Source organism: Stenotrophomonas mori, assembly GCF_023556335.1.
Lineage (GTDB): Bacteria > Pseudomonadota > Gammaproteobacteria > Xanthomonadales > Xanthomonadaceae > Stenotrophomonas > Stenotrophomonas mori.
This window is the reverse complement of the sequence record NZ_JAIKTS010000001.1, coordinates 477234-493308: the sequence shown is the minus strand read 5'-3', so window position 1 is coordinate 493308 and position 16075 is coordinate 477234. Positions and strand designations below refer to the sequence as shown.

Below are 16075 nucleotides of genomic sequence, written 5' to 3'. Positions count from 1 at the left end.
TCCACGAGGGAGGAAACGGCGGGAATCACGTCTTCGCAGCGAACGTACTGTCCAGGCTGCGCTCGAACCGGTGGTAGTCGATACGGTCGTACAGCTCCTCGCGGGTCTGCATGGCGTCCACCACCGCGCGCTGGTGGCCGTCGCGGCGGATCGCCTCGTACACGGCCTCGGCCGCCTTGTTGGCCGCCCGGAACGCCGACAGCGGGAACAGCTGGATGGCGACCCCGGCCGAGGCCAGTTCGTCGCGGCTGAACAAGGGCGTGGCGCCGAATTCGGTGATGTTGGCCAGCAGCGGCACCTTCACCGCGTCGGCGAAGCGCCGGTAGGTCTCCAGATCGTACGCCGCCTCGGCGAAGATGCCGTCGGCACCGGCCTCCACGCAGGCAAGGGCGCGCGCGATGGCCGCATCCACGCCTTCCATCTGGATCGCGTCGGTACGGGCGATCAGGAAGAAGTCCGGATCGGTCCTGGCATCCGCCGCGGCCTTCACCCGGTCGACCATTTCGCCCTGCGTGACGATCTCCTTGCCCGGACGGTGGCCGCAGCGCTTGGCGCCGACCTGGTCCTCGATGTGGCAGGCGCCCGCACCGGCCTTGATCAGCGACTTCACCGTGCGCGCGATGTTGAACGCGCTCGGCCCGAAGCCGGTGTCGATGTCCACCAGCAGCGGCAGGTCGCACACGTCGGTGATGCGGCGCACGTCGATCAACACGTCTTCCAGGGTGTTGATGCCCAGGTCCGGCAGGCCCAGCGAGCCGGCCGCGACGCCGCCGCCGGACAGGTAGACGGCCTTGTAGCCGGCGCGCTTGGCCAGCAGCGCGTGGTGGGCGTTGATCGCGCCGATCACCTGCAGCGGCTTCTCGGCGGCCAGCGCGGCCCGGAACGCGGCACCGGCGGAAGGAACGGACATGGCGGGGAACTCCTGGCGTCTGGGGCGGAAGCAGCGTTCCGCGATGGCCCACAATCTGGCACTCTCCACATCATTGATCAATCTTGATCAAAACAATCAACCTGTTGAATACGCCATGTCCACCCCCTCCGACCCCGAGTTGATCCGCGCCCGCGAGGCCTGCGCCCTGCTCGGCATCAGCCCGGCCACCCTGTATGCCTACGTCAGCCGCGGCCTGCTCAGCTCGCGCCCGGGCCCGGACGCACGCAGCCGCGTCTACCTGCGCGCCGAAGTGGCGCGACTGGCGCAGCGCAAGCGCGCCGGCCGCGGCGCCGCCCGCGGCGCGGCGCAGAGCCTGGACCGGGGGTTGCCGGTACTGGAGACCCGGATCTCGCTGATCCGCCCCGATGCGCCGTATTACCGCGGCCGCTCCGCAGTGGCGGCGGCCCGGGCCGGGGCCACCCTGGAGGACATCGCACGGCTGCTGTGGGAGTGCGAGGACCAGGATCCGTTCGCGGCACCGCCACCGGCCGCGTGGCCGGAACCGGTCGCGGCCCTGGCGCGGGATGCCACGCTGCCACCGCTGGAGCGGGCCATGGCCTGCATCCCGCTGCTGGCCCTGGAACAGCGGCAATCGCTCAACGCCGCCGCACCGGTGCGGCGCGAGGTGGCGGCACTGCTGCTGCGCCAGAACGCCGCGCTGCTGGTCGGCACCCGGCCCGACGCCCGCCCGGTGCACCGGCTGCTTGCCGACGCCTGGCGTCCGGGCGACACCGGGTTCGCCGGACTGGTGCGTTCGGCGCTGGTGCTGTGCGCCGACCACGAACTGAATGTCTCCGCGTTCGCGGCGCGCGTGGTCGCCTCCACCGGCGCGCACCTGCACGCCACCGTCAGCGCGGGGCTGGCGGCCCTGTCCGGCCCCCGCCACGGCGGCGCCACGGCACGTGCGCACGCGCTGCTGCAGGACGCCCGCGCCAGCGGCGCGGCGGCCGCCTTCATCGCCGAGCGCTGGCGGCGCGGCGACGAACTGCCCGGCTTCAACCACCTGCTCTACCCCGATGGCGATCCGCGTGGCGCCGAGCTGCTGCGCCAGCTGCGCGAACGCTGCGGCGATGCGCCGCGCATGCGCGACGTCGAGGCGGTACTGGCCGCCACCGCCGAGCACAGTGGCCAGCACCCGAACATCGACGGCCTGCTCGCCGCCATCTGCCACGTGCACGACCTGCCCGCCAGCCCTGCACTGGTGATGTTCGCCACGGCGCGCCTGACCGGCTGGCTCGCGCATGCCCTGGAGCAGCAGGCGCTGGGAACCCTGATACGGCCGCGCGCCCGCTATGCCGGGCTGGCGCCGGGAAGCGAGCGCTAGCAGCGGGCGCCATCGCCGCTTGCGCACCAGGGGGCCGCGCCGCTGGGCCGCTCGTTCCCTGGGGCGCGGGACCCTCCGCGGACCCGGCACCCCCTGGCCGGCTGGCGCCCCGGACGCGGTTTCCAGCACCCTCCGGCACGTGCCGGAGGGGATCAGACCGCGCAGTACCGCTGCGTCCGGCGCTGGATGATCACCACGCCGCCCTGCATCGCCGCCACTCAGCGCCGCCGGCCCCGGCTGCAGGATCAGCGGCGACGTGATCGTGTGCAGCGCGCCATCGCGCATGGCCTTGATCGCCGCCCAGCCCGGGCGTGCGGCCACGCGCCCTGGGTGGCACGCCTTGCCGCATCACGCGCCGCGGATGATGTCCGGGGTGCGGGCGACCATCGGATCGCCATCGGCCAGGATCCGTGCCTTGGCCAGCCGCGCACGACGGCCCGGGGAACACGCTGATGCCGACGATGCGGTCCTGCTCGCCCAGCGCGTACCGGGTCCGGTCGGTCAGACGATGCGGCGCGGTCCGCTCACGGCGCGGCGAACGCCACCGCATCGACGAACACCGCCGGGCTGTTCCACGGGTGGTGCGCGGCGATGCCATCGTCCAGCAATCGCTGCAGCCGCTCGCGGTCGCCCGGGACGTCGCGCGGGATGCAGAACTCCAGCCGCACCGTGGGCGCGCTCACCCGCTCTCCGGCCCCGCCGACGGCGCTGGCGGTGCCCGGCAGCACGCAAAATTGCTCCCGCCCCGGGGCCGACTCCCACATGCCGTGCGCATAGCCGCCGGCCGCCAGATCGTCCACCGCGAGGATGCCGCGCTTGAGCGCCTCCAGCTGCGCCGGTGGCACGAACACGGTGATGCGGTAGACGGGATGCAGGGTCACGGCGCCTCCGGGACCGTGCCGCAGTACACCACCGGCACGGTCTCGCTGACGCCACAAGCGGCATGCGCCGACCGCCCGCCCCGGGCCGCGGCGTGATTCACGGATACAGCAGCCGCTTGCTCCAGGTGTCGGCGGCATCGGCTTCATAGCACCAGCGCTCATGCAGGCGGAAGTTCGCGCCGTACCAGAACTCGATGCGCTGCGGCACCACGCGGATGCCGCACCAGCCGTCCGGGCGCGGCACCTCGCGGCCCTCGAAGCGGGTTTCGAAGTTGCGCAGGCGCTCCTCGAACTCCTCGCGCGACCCCAATGTCTGCGACTGCACCGAAGCCCAGGCGCCGACCTGGCTCATGCGTGGACGCGACGCGAAGTAGGCGTCGGCCTCGGCGGCGGACACCAGCTGCGCAGCGCCGTCCACCCGTACCTGGATGCCGGCCTCGCGCAGCCCGCGCCACAGGAACAGCAACGCCGCTTGGCGGTTGGCATGCAGCTCGCGGCCCTTGCGGCTGTCCAGGTGGGTGTAGAACACGAAGCCGCGCTCGTCCACGGCCTTGAGCAGCACGGTGCGCGCCGAGGGCCGGCCATCGACGTCGGCGGTGGCCACGGTCATCGCCGTGGGTTCGATTTCATTGCTGGCCTTGGCCTCCTCCAACAGCTCGGTGAAGGTCGACAGCGCTTCTGCGTACAGGTCGGTCATGGTTCCACTTCGGACAGCGGGGGTTTGGGCTATTGTGGCGCCATGTCGTCCGCTCCGCACCGTTTCTCCTCACGCCGCTTCCCGCAAGGCCTGGTCGCGCAGGCGCTGGAGGACGCGCTGGCGTGCGGCCGCTGCACGCCGGTACTGGCGATCAGCGGCCTGCAGGGCAGTGGCAAGTCCACGTTCGCCGCACAGGTGGTGGAGCACGCGCAGGCGCGCGGCCTGCGCGCGGCAGCGCTGTCGATCGACGATGTCTACCTCACCCGCGCCCGGCGCCAGCGCCTGGCCGACCGCGTCCACCCGCTGCTCGCCACGCGCGGCCCGCCCGGCACCCACGACCTGCCGTTGGCGCTGGCGACACTGGACGCGGCCCGCAGCGGGCGGCCGTTCGCGCTGCCGCGCTTCGACAAGCTCGCCGACGAGCGCGTGCCCGAACCGCACTGGGAGAGGGTCGACGGGCTGGACCTGCTGGTGTTCGAGGGCTGGTTCCTCGGCACCCCGGCCGAAACCGAGGCCGCGCTGCACGCTCCCTTGAACGCGCTGGAACGCGATGCCGACCCGGAAGGCACCTGGCGGCGCTGGTGCAACCAGGCGCTGGCCGGGGACTATCCCGCGCTGTGGCGGCAATGCGACCGGCTCTGGTTCCTGCAGCCCCCCGGCTTCGAGGTGGTGCCGCACTGGCGCTGGCAGCAGGAACAGGCGCTGCAGCAGGCGGCGCCCGGCCGCAGCGGCATGAGCCGCGCCCAGGTCGAACGCTTCGTGCAGTATTACGAGCGGGTCAGCCGGCAGGCGCTGCGCTGCCTGCCCGGCATCGCCGACCGCACCCTCGTGCTGGATGCCCAGCGGCAGGTGCTGTAGAGCGGGGCAACGCCCCGCCGGCGTCCTGCCGGGAAAACCGGAGCGGGGCGTTGCCCCGCTCTACTGGACCAGGAAGGTCACCCGCAGGTTGACCCGCCATTCGGTGATGTTGCCGTCGCCGTCGGTGACGACCTTGGTCTCGTTGATCCAGGCGCCCTGGATGCCCTTGACCGTCTCGGCCACCTTGTTCAAGCCGTTGCGCACCGCCTCTTCGACGCTGGCGCCGGACGACGCGCTGACTTCGATGATCTTCGCCACTGCCATCTCCGCCTCCATTGGTTGCACCACGAACCACTCGCGGTGGAGGCCAGCTTGACTGCTACCGTGTTAACGCACCGACACGAGGTGCTAGCATCGGCCCGCAATGAATCCCGCCCCCAACGTCATCCTGGTCGGTCCCATGGGGGCCGGCAAAACCTGCATCGGCCGCCGTGTGGCCGAACGCTTCGGACTGGCATTCGTCGACGCCGACCAGGCGCTCGTCGAGGATGTCGGCGCCTCGATCCCCTCCTTGTTCCAGAGCATGGGCGAGGCCGGCTTCCGCGCCCATGAAAAGCGGGTCCTGGCGCGCCTGCTGGAGCGCGGCGGACAGCTGGTCGCCACCGGCGGCGGCGCCGTCCTGGATGCCGACAACCGCCGCCGGATCCGCGAGCGCGGGTTCGTGGTCTGGCTGCGCGTGGGCGTGGCCGCCCAGCTGCAACGGCTGCAGCGCGACAAGAGCCGCCCGCTGCTGCAGCGCGACGACCGCGAACAGGCACTGCACGCGATGGCCGCGCTGCGCGACCCCCTCTACGGCGAAGTCGCCGACCTGATCGTCGATACCGACCCCTACCCGCCCACCGAGGCCACCGCGCAGCTGGTCGTGCGCCTGGCCGCGCAGTGGCGGAATCCGGAATGCCCCGCATGACTCCTGCTCCCCGTACCGTCGCCGTCGGCGGCGACCGCCCCTACCCGATCGCCATCGGCCCCGGCCTGCTCGACGAGGGTCCGCGCCTGGCCGACCCCCTGCGCGGGCGCCATGCACTGCTGGTCAGCGACGACCGCGTCGCCCCCCTGTACCTGGAGCGCGTGCGGCGCGCACTGCAGGCCGCCCGCCCGGACCTGGTGATCGCCGACCACGTGATTCCCGCCGGCGAAGCCTCCAAGACCCTGCAGCACTTCGGCGCCACCCTCCAGGCCCTGGCCGGCCTGGGCGCCACCCGCGACGCCACCGTGCTGGCACTGGGTGGCGGCGTGGTCGGCGACCTGGCCGGCTTCGCCGCCGCCTGCTGGATGCGCGGCGTCGACTGCGTGCAGCTGCCCACCACCCTGCTGGCGATGGTCGACTCCTCGGTCGGCGGCAAGACCGCGGTGGACCTTCCCCAGGGCAAGAACCTGGTCGGCGCCTTCCACCCGCCGCGCGCGGTGATCGCCGACACCGGCGTGCTGCGCACCCTGCCGCCACGCGAACTGCGGGCCGGCCTGGCCGAGGTGATCAAGTACGGCGGCATCGGCGATCCCGCGTTCTTCCAGTGGCTGCAGGCGCAGCGCGACGCGCTGCTGGCCGGCGACGACGCGGCATTGGCGCAGGCCATCGCCCGCAGCTGCGAGCACAAGGCCGCCATCGTCGAGCGCGACCCGCTGGAGAAAGGCGAGCGCGCCCTGCTCAACCTCGGCCACACCTTCGGCCATGCCATCGAGACCGCACAGGGCTATGGCGCACCGGACAACGCCAACCTCAACCACGGCGAAGCGGTGGCCGTGGGCATGGTCCTGGCCGCGCGCCTGTCGGCGCTGCTGGGCATGGCCGACACCGCCGACACCGACGCCCTGCGCGACCTGCTGCTGGCCTATGGCCTGCCGGTGACGATCCCGGCCGGACTGGAAGCCGACGCACTGCTCGCGCACATGCGCCTGGACAAGAAGAACCTCGCCGGCCGCCTGCGCCTGGTGCTGTGGCGCGGCATCGGCAAGGCCGAAGTGGTCCCCGACGTCGACGAATCCGCCGTGCTGGCGGTCCTGCGCGGCGGCTGAAGCGCCCGCGCGGCCACCGCCTCCCATGTAGAGCAAGGCCACGCCCCGCAGGCGCTTGCCCCATGCACCTGCCACCCCCGGCCGGGAACGCCCCGCCGGGCAAGGCCCGGCGCTACAGCTCCCGCGGCGGACGCCCCGCCCTCGCACACCCCGTGTAGAGCGGGGCCGCGCCCCGCTGGCGCCGGCCCCATGCACCTGCCGCCCCCGGCCGGGAACGCCCCGCCGGGCAAGGCCCGGCGCTACAGGTCCCGCGGTGGACGCTCCGCCCTCGCACACCCCGTGTAGAGCGGGGCCGCGCCCCGCTGGCGCCGGCCCCATGCACCTGCCGCCCCCGGCCGGGAACGCCCCGCCGGGCAAGGCCCGGCGCTACAGATCCCGCGGTGGACGCTCCGCCCTCGCACACCCCGTGTAGAGCGGGGCCGCGCCCCGCTGGCGGCAGCCCCATGCGCCTGCCACCCCCGGCCGGGAACGCCCCGCCGGGCAAGGCCCGGCGCTACAGGTCCCGCGGCGGACGCTCCACCCTCGCATCCCGTGTAGAGCGGGGCCACGCCCCGCTGGCGCCGGCCCCATGCACCTGCCGCGCCGGTAGCCGGGCCCGGCTACAATCACCGCATGCGCGTCTATCTGCAGCAGCCGCCCAGCGGCAACGAATCTCCCCGGTATGTGCAGCTTTCCCTGGTGCCGGACCTGCTCGGCGGCTGGGAGCTGCTGCGCGAGACCGGCCAGACCGGCGGCCGCGCGCAGCTGCGCCGCGAGCTGTTCCTGCAGCCGGACGAAGCCCGGCTCGCCTTCGAGAAGGCCCGCGACGTCCAGCTCAAGCGCGGCTTCCAGGTGGTGTTCGCCAGCGGCGAACCGCAGCCCTGAGAACCGTCCTGCGCCACCGCTGCGTCCGGTCCGCGCGCCATGCCGGCCCGGGCCGGCCGACCGCGCGCCCCCCGCTTTCCGTGCCGCCCCGGCCCTCCGGCCACGTTCCAAGGAGTCTTCCGTGACCAGCCCCCTCCGCAACGACCGTTTCCTGCGTGCCCTGCGCCGCGAGCCGGTGGACTGCACGCCCGTCTGGCTGATGCGCCAGGCCGGCCGCTACCTGCCGGAGTACCGCGCCACCCGCGCCCGCGCCGGGAGCTTCCTGGGAATGGCCAAGAATCCGGAGGTCGCCTGCGAGGTGACCCTGCAGCCGCTGGCCCGGTTCGACCTGGATGCCGCCATCCTGTTCTCCGACATCCTCACCGTGCCCGATGCGATGGGCCTGGGGCTGTATTTCGTCGATGGCGAGGGCCCCAAGTTCCAGCGCCCGATCCGCGACGCCGCCGCGGTCGCGCAGCTGGCGGTTCCGGACATGGAGACCGAGCTGGGCTATGTCATGGACGCGGTGCGGCTGATCCGCCGCGAACTGGACGGCAAGGTGCCGCTGATCGGTTTTTCCGGCAGCCCGTGGACGCTGGCCTGCTACATGGTCGAGGGCGGCGGCAGCAAGGACTATGCGCGCATCAAGGCGATGGCGCTGAACGCGCCGCAGGCACTGCACCGGCTGCTGGAGGTGGTGACCGACGCGGTGGTCGCCTACCTGGCGGCGCAGCGCGCGGCCGGCGCCCAGGCCCTGCAGGTGTTCGACACCTGGGGCGGGGTGCTGTCGCCGGCGATGTACCGCGAGTTCTCGCTGCCCTACCTGTCGCGCATCGCCCGTGAACTGGAGCGTGGCGAGGGCGCGCAGCGCACGCCGCTGATCCTGTTCGGCAGGGGCAACGGCCCCTATGTGGCCGAGCTGGCCGCCACCGGCACCGAGGGCGTGGGCGTGGACTGGACCATCGCGCTGGAAGAGGCCGTGCGCGCCGGCGGCGGCCGGGTGGCGCTGCAGGGCAACCTGGACCCGACCACGCTCTACGGCACCCCCGAGGCGATCACCACCGAGGTGGGCAAGGTGCTGGACAGCTATGCCGCCGGCAATGGCGGCTCGCGCGAGGGCCACGTGTTCAACCTCGGCCACGGCATGTCGCCGGACATGAATCCCGACCACGTTGCCGTGCTGGTGGACGCCGTGCACCGCCTCAGCCGCCGCTGATCCCGGCATCCCGCGCCCGGTCCGGCGCGGGACCACCGCCGCGCCGGGCCGGCATCGCCGGCCCGCCCGCCCACGGTCCTGCGCGGCGCCTGCACACCCCGGGGCGGACAATGCCCCTTTCCTCTGCGAGTCCGCGTCCCGATGTCCGCTCCGGTTTCCAGTCCGCTGCCCGCCGGCAGCCCGCACAAGCCCCTGCTGTGGCTGGTGTCGCTGGCGATCTTCATGCAGATGCTGGATTCGACCATCGTCAACACCGCGCTGCCGGCAATGGCCCGCAGCCTGGGCGAAAGCCCGCTGCAGATGCAGTCGGTGGTGTTCAGCTACGCCCTGGCGGTGGCCAGCTTCATCCCCGCCTCGGGCTGGATCGCCGACCGCTTCGGCACCCGCCGCACCTTCCTCGCCGCGATCGTGCTGTTCACGCTCGGCTCGCTGGCCTGCGCACTGTCGCCCACGCTGCGCTGGCTGGTGGCCGCGCGCGTGCTGCAGGGCATCGGCGGCGCCATGCTGCTGCCGGTCGGGCGGCTGGCGGTGATGCGCTCGGTGCCGCGCGCGCAGTTCCTGTCGGCGATGAGCTTCATCGCGATCCCGGCGCTGATCGGCCCGCTGCTCGGGCCGACCCTGGGCGGCTGGCTGGTGGAGGCCGCGTCCTGGCACTGGATCTTCCTGATCAACCTGCCGATCGGGTTGATCGGGCTGGGCGCGGCGATGCGCATCATGCCCGACCACTATGGCCTGCGCCGGCAGCGTTTCGACCTGGCCGGCTACCTGATGCTGGCCTTCGGCATGATCGCGCTCTCGCTGGCGCTGGACGGCGCCTCCGGCTTCGACTCGGCGCATGCGCTGGCGCTGCTGCTGGCGGTGATCGGGGTCGCCGCGCTGGCGGGTTACTGGCTGCATGCCGCCGGCCGTGCCGACGCGCTGTTCCCGCTGAGCCTGTTCCAGGTCGGCAGCTACCGCATCGGCATCCTCGGCAACCTGTTCTCGCGCATCGGCAGCGGGGCGATGCCGCTGTTGATCCCGCTGCTGCTGCAGGTCGGCCTGGGCATGAGCCCGATGGCCGCCGGCATGATGATGATCCCGGTGGCGCTGGCCGGCATGGCCGCCAAGCGCCTGGCGGTGCTGCTGGTGGAACGCTTCGGCTACCGGCGCACGCTGATGGTCAACACCGTCTGCGTCGGCCTGGCCATGGCCAGCTTCGTGTTCGTCACCGCACACCAGCCGCTGCCGCTGCGGCTGCTACAGCTGGCGCTGTTCGGCGCGGTCAACTCGATGCAGTTCACGGTGATGAACACCGTCACCCTGCGCGACCTGGACATGGACCAGGCCAGCAGCGGCAACAGCCTGCTGTCGATGGTGATGATGCTGGCCACCGGCTTCGGCGCGGCCACCGCCGGCAGCCTGCTGTCGGCTTTCGGCAACCACCTCGGCGCCCACGGCGACGGTGCCACCGCCGCGCTGCACGCGACATTCGTCTGCGTCGGCGCGATCACCCTCAGCTCGACCCTGGTGTTCTGGCAGCTGCCCGAGAACCGCCCGCACCCGCGGGCGGTGGAGGAAGTCGCCGAGTGATCAGCGCGGCGCCGGCCGCCAGGCCGCGCCGATCGCCGCCACCAGCATGTCGCCGGTCACCGGCTTGCGCAGGAAACCGTCGAAACCGGCCGCGCGCGCCTGCAGTTCCGCGGCGGGATCCGTGCGTGCGGTGACCGCCACCAGCGCGAAGCGGTGGCCCTGCCCGCGCAGCTGCGTCGCCAGCGCCATGCCGTCCAGCCCCGGCAGGTCCAGGTCCAGCAGGCCCACGTCGAACGTCCAGGCGGTGACCTCGGCCAGCGCGGCCAGCCCGTGCAGCGCGTGCACCACCTGGTGCCCGCGGGCGCGCAGCAGGCCGGCGATCACGTCGGCGACGGTCAGGTCGTCCTCCACCAGCAGGATCCGCAGGCTGCCGTCCGGGCCGCTCCCGGCGGCCGGCGGTGCCCGCCGCCGGCCATCGTCCAGTGCCCGCCACGGCAGCGGCAGCTCGACGATGAAGCGCGCACCGGCCCCCAGCCGGCTGGCCACCCGGATGCGTCCGCCCATGGCGACCGCCAGCTCCTGGCAGATCGCCAGGCCCAGGCCGCTGCCGCCGTAGCGCGAGGTGGTGTGCACGCCCTCGGCCTGCTCGAAGCGCCGGAACAGGCGCGCCTGCTGCTCCGGACGGATGCCCGGGCCGGTGTCGCTGACCTGCAGGCGGATGCCGCGCCCCTCCGGCAGCAGCTCCACGCCCATGCCGACCTGGCCGTGCTCGGTGAATTTCACCGCGTTGCCCAGCAGGTTCATCAGGATCTGCCGCAGGCGCATGGCATCGCCGGTGACCAGCACCGGCATCGGCAACCGCCGCTCGTGCACGAACATCAGCCCGCGCTTGTTGACCACCGGCGCGATCAACGCGGCGGTCTCCTCCAGCAGCGGGGCCAGCTCGAAGGCCTGGCTGTCCAGTTCCAGCCGGCCGGCCTCGATGCGGGCCAGGTCCAGCGAATCGTTGACCAGCTGCAGCAGGTGGGTGCCGGCCTGCTGGATCGAATTGGCGTAGCGCCGCTGCGCGCTGTCCAGCGGGGTATCCAGCAGCAGCTCGGTCATGCCCAGCACGCCGGTCATCGGCGTGCGCACCTCATGGCCGAAGGTGGCCAGGAAGCGGGTCTTGGCCATCGACGACTGCTCGGCCAGCGCCCGCCGCTGTTCGGTCAGCTGCCACTCGCTGCGTCGGCGCAGGCGCGCACGGTAGGCCAGCACCAGCCCGCCCAGCGCCAGCACCGCGGCGACCCCGTAGCCGGCCTTGGCCCAGCCGCCGCGCCACCAGGCCGGCGCCACCTCGATCTGCAACGGCGGCGCCGCGATCCAGCCTCCGCCGGGCACGCTACCCTGCACCTGCAGCGTATAGCTGCCCGGTGCCAGCCGCGCGAACACCCGCTCGCCGCTGGCACCGGCATCCACCCAGTCCAGGTCGTAGCCGGCCAGGCGGAAGCGGTAGGCGTTGTTGGTGGGGTCGGCGAAGGCCAGCAGCCGCGCGACCACCTGCAGGTCGCGGTCGCTGTCGCGCAGCTGCAGGGCGGTGCCGGGGCTGAGCTCGATCGCGTCGTCGCCGCGCCGCACGCTCATCCGCTCGATCACCAGCGGCGGCTTGCGCGGCGGCGGCCGGACCTGCGCCGGGTCGAACAGCACCACGCCTTCCGGGGTACCGCCGGCCACCTGCCCGTCGCGTGCCCGCACCAGGCTGCGGCGCCGGAACTCCTGGTCCGGCAGGCCGTCGTGCACGCCGTACAGGCGCACCGAATGGCTGGCCGGGTCCACCCGTATCAATCCGCGCGCGGCGCTGGCCCAGAGCAGGCCGTGGTCGTCCACCACCAGCCCGCCCGGCGCCAGTACCGGGAAGCCGTGGTCGCCGCCGATGCGGACCTCGCTCACCAGCCGCCCGCCCTTCCAGCGGTAGCGCTCGACATGCCCCTGGCCGGCGGTCCAGACCGCACCCCCGGCGTCCACGCTGAAGGCATAGACCGGGTCCTCCGGCCCGCCCGGCACCGGCCGCAGGCGGGCGGCGCCCGGATCCCAGCCGGCAAGGCCGGCGGCGCCGGAGATCCACAGCCGGTCCTGCGGCCCACACTGCATGTCCTCGATGCCCACGCTGGGCAGGCCGGCCTGCCCGGGCGCGATCTGCCGCAGCACCCGGCCCTCGCCATCGCGCTGCTGCAGTCCGGCGTCTTCCGAATACACCCATACCCGGCCACCGTCGCAGAAGCGCACGATGTCGCCGTCGCCGGCCAGCGCCGCATCCTCGGCATCGTCGCGGTGCCAGCGGCGCACGCTGCGGTCGCGCGGGTCGTAGCGCACCAGGGTGTCCAGGCTGCCGATCCATACCCGGCCGCGGGCATCCTCGGCCACCGACTGCGGCCAGGCGATGTCGGCGATCGGCTGCAGGTGGTGCTCCACCGCGCCGGTCGCCGGGTCCAGGCGGTCCAGCGCACCACGCGTGCCCACCACCCAGAGGCCGCCCGAGGAGGAGGCCGCCAGGGCCAGCGCATACGGGTTGCGCAGCGATGCCGGGTCGTCCAGGTGCCGCGTCAACACCGAGAACTGGCGCCAGCTCGGTGGCAGGTGCCAGAGCCCGGCGTTAGTGCTGGCGAACCACAGCCCGCCATCGCGGTCTTCGTGGGCGGCATTCCAGTTCGGCTTCACCAGCCCGCGCTCCTGGGCGCTGTAGAGCGGCACGTTGCGCACCGCTCCGCCACGGCGGCTGTAGCCCAGACCGTCGCGCGTATCCAGCCAGTAGTCGCCGCCGCCGGCATAGGCCAGCAGACCCAGGGCATCGCCGGCGGCCAGCCCGGGCCAGCCTGCGGACACGAAACGGCCGTCGCGCCGGCGCACCACCACGCCGTCGGTGGTGCCGATCCACAGCCGCTGCTGGCGGTCGACCTTGAGGCCGTTGATCCGCGTGCTCGGCAGCACGTCCTCGCCTTCGCGCTGGAAACCGTGGCCGGTCCAGCGCGCCAGCCCGCCCTTGGTGCCGACCCACAGCACGCCGTCGGCGGTCACCGCCAGGAAGGCGACCGCGGCCGACGGAAGGCTGTCCGCGCGGCCCGGCTCGGGCATGAACCGCTGGATGCTGCCATCGCTGGCCAGGCGGTGCAGCCCGGCGGTCGGGGTGCCGAACCAGACGCTGCCGTCAGGGGTGGAGGCGATGCTCCATACCGTGTTGCTGCCGATTTCCGGGTGGCTCTTGCGGTTGAAGAAGCGGATGCTGCGGCGGTCGGCCGACAACACCCCCAGGCCCGCACTCTGGGTGCCGAACCACAGCTGGTTGCGGGCATCGACGTGCAGGCTCCACAGCAGGTTGTCGCGGATGCCGTCCTCGGCGCGCCAGATGCGGTGGCTGCGTCCGTCGAAGCGTGCCAGGCCATCGCGGCTGGCCAGCCACAGGTAGCCGGTCCGGTCTTCGGCGAACGCATTGATGTTGGCCGACGGCAGGCCATCGGCCACGCCCAGCCGCCGCGGCTGCGGGGCGACCGGCACCTCGGCCTGGACCGCCGAACCGCAGAGCGCCAGGAGCAGCAGCAGCGCCGCCCGCCCGAGCCGGTGCGCGGCGCCGGTGGAGCCACGACCGCCGGCACGCGTTCCCACGCCGGCCGCTGCACTTCCTCGTCCCCCCTCTTCCACCGCTTCACTCGCCCACACCCGTACTCCCGGCAAAATAGCATCCGCACCGCCGTACGGCCGAACCGGTGCGGTCTTTCCACCCTCCGCGCGTCGCAATTACGGCAAACCCCGGCATGCGGCGGATCGAATTGGGAGCGGCATCACAACGATCCATTGCAGCCGCCGGTGACAACCCGCCCCCGGCATGCGCCTAGAATCCCCTTGTCCGTCCAGGAGCCGCCGCTTGCCTTTCCGCCGTCCCGCCGCCCTGCTGCTCGCCTGCCTGATCCCGCTGACCGCGCCGGCCAGCGAGCGCTACCGCCTGGACCCGGTGCACACCCGGGTACTGTTCGCGATCGACCATGCCGGGTTTTCGCAGGCGCTGGGCACCATCGCCGGCAGCGAGGGACTGCTGGAGTTCGACCCGGACGACTGGCGCAGCGCCCGCCTGGACGTCCTTGTCCCGCTCGACCGGCTGGAACTGGGCGAGGCCGGCTGGAACCGCGCGGCCCTGGCCCGCAACCTGCTCGATGGCCGCCGCCACCCGCAGGCCCGCTTCGTGTCCACCCGCGTGGAACCCATCGCGCCCGACCACGCCCGCGTCCATGGCCTGCTGACCCTGCGCGGCGTCAGCCGCGAGGTGGTGCTCGACACCCGCCTGAACGCGCTCAAGCGCCACCCCCTGCCGCCGTTCCGGCACACCGCCGGCTTCTCCGCCAGCGCCACCCTGAACCGTTCCGACTTCGGCATCGACGCCTGGTCGTCGGTCATCGGCGACCGCGTGGAACTGCGCATCGAGGCCGAAGCGGTACGCGATGCGCGCGCCCTTCCGCCGGCAGCCACCGGCGGGCTGCCCGCCGGTACCGATGCCGGCACCGAGGATGTCGAGGCGGCCGCGGCCGCCGCCGTCGAGGCAGCCCTGGCCCCCTCTCCAGAACCGGAACCACGCCCATGAGCCTGAAGAATCCTCCCGACCGCTGGGGCGGCGTCAGCACCGGCCTGCACTGGCTGATCGCCCTGCTGATCCTGCTGCTGGGCATCGTCGGGCTGACCATGGGCGAGCTGCCCAGGACCCCGAAGTACTTCTGGGTCTACACCACGCACAAGTCGCTGGGCATCAGCGTGCTGATACTGGTCGCGCTGCGCGTGGTGTGGCGGCTGTATGCCGGCGCCCCGCGGCCGCTGCCGGGCACTCCCGGCTGGCAGCGGCGCATCGCCACCGCCACCCATGTGCTGCTGTACCTGCTGATGTTCGCCCTGCCCCTGTCCGGCTGGCTGTACGACTCGGCCAGCGGCCTGCGTCCGTTCAGGCTGTTCGGACTGCTGGAGATGCCCAAGCTCAGCGCCCCCGACGACCTGCTCGCGCAGCTCGCCCACGGCGTGCACGAATGGGGCTTCTGGCTGCTGATCCTCGCCGTGCTGGCCCACGCCGCCGCCGCGTTCTACCACCACCTCCACCAGCGCGACGCCACCCTCGCACGCATGCTGCCGCGCGGCTGGCTCGCCCCTCCACAGAAGGAGTCCGCATGACCATCAAACTCACCACCCCGGCCGCGGTCGCGGCCGCCCTGGCCGGCCTGATCGCCACCGCCCCGGCCCTGGCCGCGGACTACGAACAGGCGCCCGGCTCGATCCTGGTGTTCGCCACCAAGTACGACGGCGAGATCTTCACCGGCACGTTTCCCGGCTTCCAGACCCGCGTGAGCTTCGACCCGGCCGATCCGGCCGCCGGTTCGCTGGACGTCACCATCCCGCTGGCCGGCGCCCGCAGCGGCAACGGCGACCGCGACTCGACCCTGCAGGGGGCGGATTTCTTCAACGTCGCCCGCTTCGCGCAGGCCCGCTACACCGCCACCGGCTTCCGTGCGGTCGGCGACAACCAGTACGCCGCCGACGGCACCCTGGAACTGCGCGGCGTCAGCAAGCCGGTCACCCTGACCTTCACCTGGACCCCCGGCGCGCAGCCGGTCCTGACCGGCAAGGCCACGGTGATGCGGCTGGACTTCGGCGTCGGCGGCGGCGACTGGAGCGACACCCGCACCATCCCCAACGAAACCGCGATCAGCACCAAGGTCGTGCTCCGCGCCCGTTGAGATCCGCTCCGGGCGCCCGCCGGCGGCGGCGCTGGCGCATGCGGGCGCGCGGACGC

Annotated in this window: 15 protein-coding genes; 10 read left to right on the top strand and 5 right to left on the bottom strand. The window is 72.9% G+C overall.

The window, feature by feature from the left end; genetic code table 11:
• Positions 1 to 25 precede the first annotated feature (25 nt).
• On the bottom strand, positions 26 to 910 hold the full coding sequence (prpB, locus tag K5L01_RS02165; protein WP_250061521.1) for a methylisocitrate lyase: 885 nt from the start codon (positions 908 to 910) through the stop codon (positions 26 to 28).
• Positions 911 to 1025: 115 nt separating this feature from the next.
• On the opposite strand from prpB, the gene K5L01_RS02160 reads away from it, so the two are divergent.
• Complete coding sequence (locus tag K5L01_RS02160) at positions 1026 to 2255, top strand: citrate synthase family protein (RefSeq protein WP_250061519.1); 1230 nt, start codon at positions 1026 to 1028, stop codon at positions 2253 to 2255.
• A 524-nt stretch (positions 2256 to 2779) separates the two neighbouring features.
• Here K5L01_RS02160 and K5L01_RS02150 read toward each other — a convergent pair.
• Positions 2780 to 3136 carry a hypothetical protein gene (locus tag K5L01_RS02150; protein ID WP_250061517.1) on the bottom strand — a complete coding sequence of 119 codons (357 nt, stop codon included), beginning with the start codon at positions 3134 to 3136 and terminating at the stop codon, positions 2780 to 2782.
• A gap of 97 nt (positions 3137 to 3233) precedes the next feature.
• Entirely contained in the window at positions 3234 to 3833 is a 600-nt protein-coding gene (gene pdxH / locus K5L01_RS02145) for a pyridoxamine 5'-phosphate oxidase (protein ID WP_250061515.1), read from the bottom strand.
• Between the two features lie 42 nt (positions 3834 to 3875).
• Here pdxH and K5L01_RS02140 point away from each other — a divergent pair, with 42 nt between their 5' ends.
• On the top strand, positions 3876 to 4691 hold the full coding sequence (locus K5L01_RS02140) for a kinase (RefSeq protein WP_250061513.1): 816 nt from the start codon (positions 3876 to 3878) through the stop codon (positions 4689 to 4691).
• A gap of 60 nt (positions 4692 to 4751) precedes the next feature.
• On the opposite strand, the gene K5L01_RS02135 is transcribed toward K5L01_RS02140, so the two are convergent.
• On the bottom strand, positions 4752 to 4955 hold the full coding sequence (locus K5L01_RS02135) for a dodecin family protein (protein WP_250061511.1): 204 nt from the start codon (positions 4953 to 4955) through the stop codon (positions 4752 to 4754).
• Between the two features lie 100 nt (positions 4956 to 5055).
• Here K5L01_RS02135 and K5L01_RS02130 point away from each other — a divergent pair, with 100 nt between their 5' ends.
• The 5 genes from K5L01_RS02130 to mdtD all read left to right on the top strand — a co-directional run bounded on the left by K5L01_RS02130 (position 5056) and on the right by mdtD (position 10332).
• Positions 5056 to 5598, top strand: coding sequence for a shikimate kinase (locus tag K5L01_RS02130; protein WP_250061509.1), 543 nt, complete (start codon positions 5056 to 5058; stop codon positions 5596 to 5598).
• Complete coding sequence (gene aroB, locus K5L01_RS02125; protein WP_250061507.1) at positions 5595 to 6704, top strand: 3-dehydroquinate synthase; 1110 nt, start codon at positions 5595 to 5597, stop codon at positions 6702 to 6704. The genes K5L01_RS02130 and aroB overlap by 4 nt, the downstream gene beginning before the upstream one ends.
• A gap of 612 nt (positions 6705 to 7316) precedes the next feature.
• On the top strand, positions 7317 to 7568 hold the full coding sequence (locus K5L01_RS02120) for a WGR domain-containing protein (protein WP_250061505.1): 252 nt from the start codon (positions 7317 to 7319) through the stop codon (positions 7566 to 7568).
• Positions 7569 to 7689: 121 nt separating this feature from the next.
• Entirely contained in the window at positions 7690 to 8763 is a 1074-nt protein-coding gene (hemE, locus tag K5L01_RS02115; protein WP_250061503.1) for a uroporphyrinogen decarboxylase, read from the top strand.
• 141 nt (positions 8764 to 8904) lie between these two features.
• Entirely contained in the window at positions 8905 to 10332 is a 1428-nt protein-coding gene (gene mdtD / locus K5L01_RS02110; protein WP_250061501.1) for a multidrug transporter subunit MdtD, read from the top strand.
• On the opposite strand, the gene K5L01_RS02105 is transcribed toward mdtD, so the two are convergent.
• Entirely contained in the window at positions 10333 to 13911 is a 3579-nt protein-coding gene (locus tag K5L01_RS02105) for a hybrid sensor histidine kinase/response regulator (protein ID WP_250061498.1), read from the bottom strand.
• Between the two features lie 220 nt (positions 13912 to 14131).
• Here K5L01_RS02105 and K5L01_RS02100 point away from each other — a divergent pair, with 220 nt between their 5' ends.
• Genes K5L01_RS02100 through K5L01_RS02090 form a run of 3 tightly spaced genes read left to right on the top strand, consistent with a single transcriptional unit; the run spans position 14132 to position 16019 of the window.
• Entirely contained in the window at positions 14132 to 14881 is a 750-nt protein-coding gene (locus K5L01_RS02100) for a YceI family protein (protein WP_425603809.1), read from the top strand.
• Positions 14878 to 15456, top strand: a complete 579-nt coding sequence (locus K5L01_RS02095; RefSeq protein ID WP_250061494.1) for a cytochrome b — start codon at positions 14878 to 14880, stop codon at positions 15454 to 15456. The genes K5L01_RS02100 and K5L01_RS02095 overlap by 4 nt, the downstream gene beginning before the upstream one ends.
• The gene (locus K5L01_RS02090; RefSeq protein WP_250061492.1) at positions 15453 to 16019 is read left to right on the top strand and encodes a YceI family protein; all 567 of its coding nucleotides are present in this window, start codon (positions 15453 to 15455) and stop codon (positions 16017 to 16019) included. The genes K5L01_RS02095 and K5L01_RS02090 overlap by 4 nt, the downstream gene beginning before the upstream one ends.
• Positions 16020 to 16075: the final 56 nt, after the last annotated feature.

Bases quoted from the DNA above. Each gene is read 5' to 3' on its own strand.
- K5L01_RS02100 (WP_425603809.1), top strand. From the start codon at position 14,132: ATGCGCCTAGAATCCCCTTGTCCGTCCAGGAGCCGCCGCTTGCCTTTC.
- K5L01_RS02135 (WP_250061511.1), bottom strand. From the start codon at position 4,955: ATGGCAGTGGCGAAGATCATCGAAGTCAGCGCGTCGTCCGGCGCCAGC.
- pdxH (WP_250061515.1), bottom strand. From the start codon at position 3,833: ATGACCGACCTGTACGCAGAAGCGCTGTCGACCTTCACCGAGCTGTTG.
- prpB (WP_250061521.1), bottom strand. From the start codon at position 910: ATGTCCGTTCCTTCCGCCGGTGCCGCGTTCCGGGCCGCGCTGGCCGCC.
- K5L01_RS02095 (WP_250061494.1), top strand. From the start codon at position 14,878: ATGAGCCTGAAGAATCCTCCCGACCGCTGGGGCGGCGTCAGCACCGGC.
- mdtD (WP_250061501.1), top strand. From the start codon at position 8,905: ATGTCCGCTCCGGTTTCCAGTCCGCTGCCCGCCGGCAGCCCGCACAAG.
- K5L01_RS02120 (WP_250061505.1), top strand. From the start codon at position 7,317: ATGCGCGTCTATCTGCAGCAGCCGCCCAGCGGCAACGAATCTCCCCGG.
- K5L01_RS02160 (WP_250061519.1), top strand. From the start codon at position 1,026: ATGTCCACCCCCTCCGACCCCGAGTTGATCCGCGCCCGCGAGGCCTGC.
- K5L01_RS02140 (WP_250061513.1), top strand. From the start codon at position 3,876: ATGTCGTCCGCTCCGCACCGTTTCTCCTCACGCCGCTTCCCGCAAGGC.
- K5L01_RS02090 (WP_250061492.1), top strand. From the start codon at position 15,453: ATGACCATCAAACTCACCACCCCGGCCGCGGTCGCGGCCGCCCTGGCC.
- K5L01_RS02130 (WP_250061509.1), top strand. From the start codon at position 5,056: ATGAATCCCGCCCCCAACGTCATCCTGGTCGGTCCCATGGGGGCCGGC.
- aroB (WP_250061507.1), top strand. From the start codon at position 5,595: ATGACTCCTGCTCCCCGTACCGTCGCCGTCGGCGGCGACCGCCCCTAC.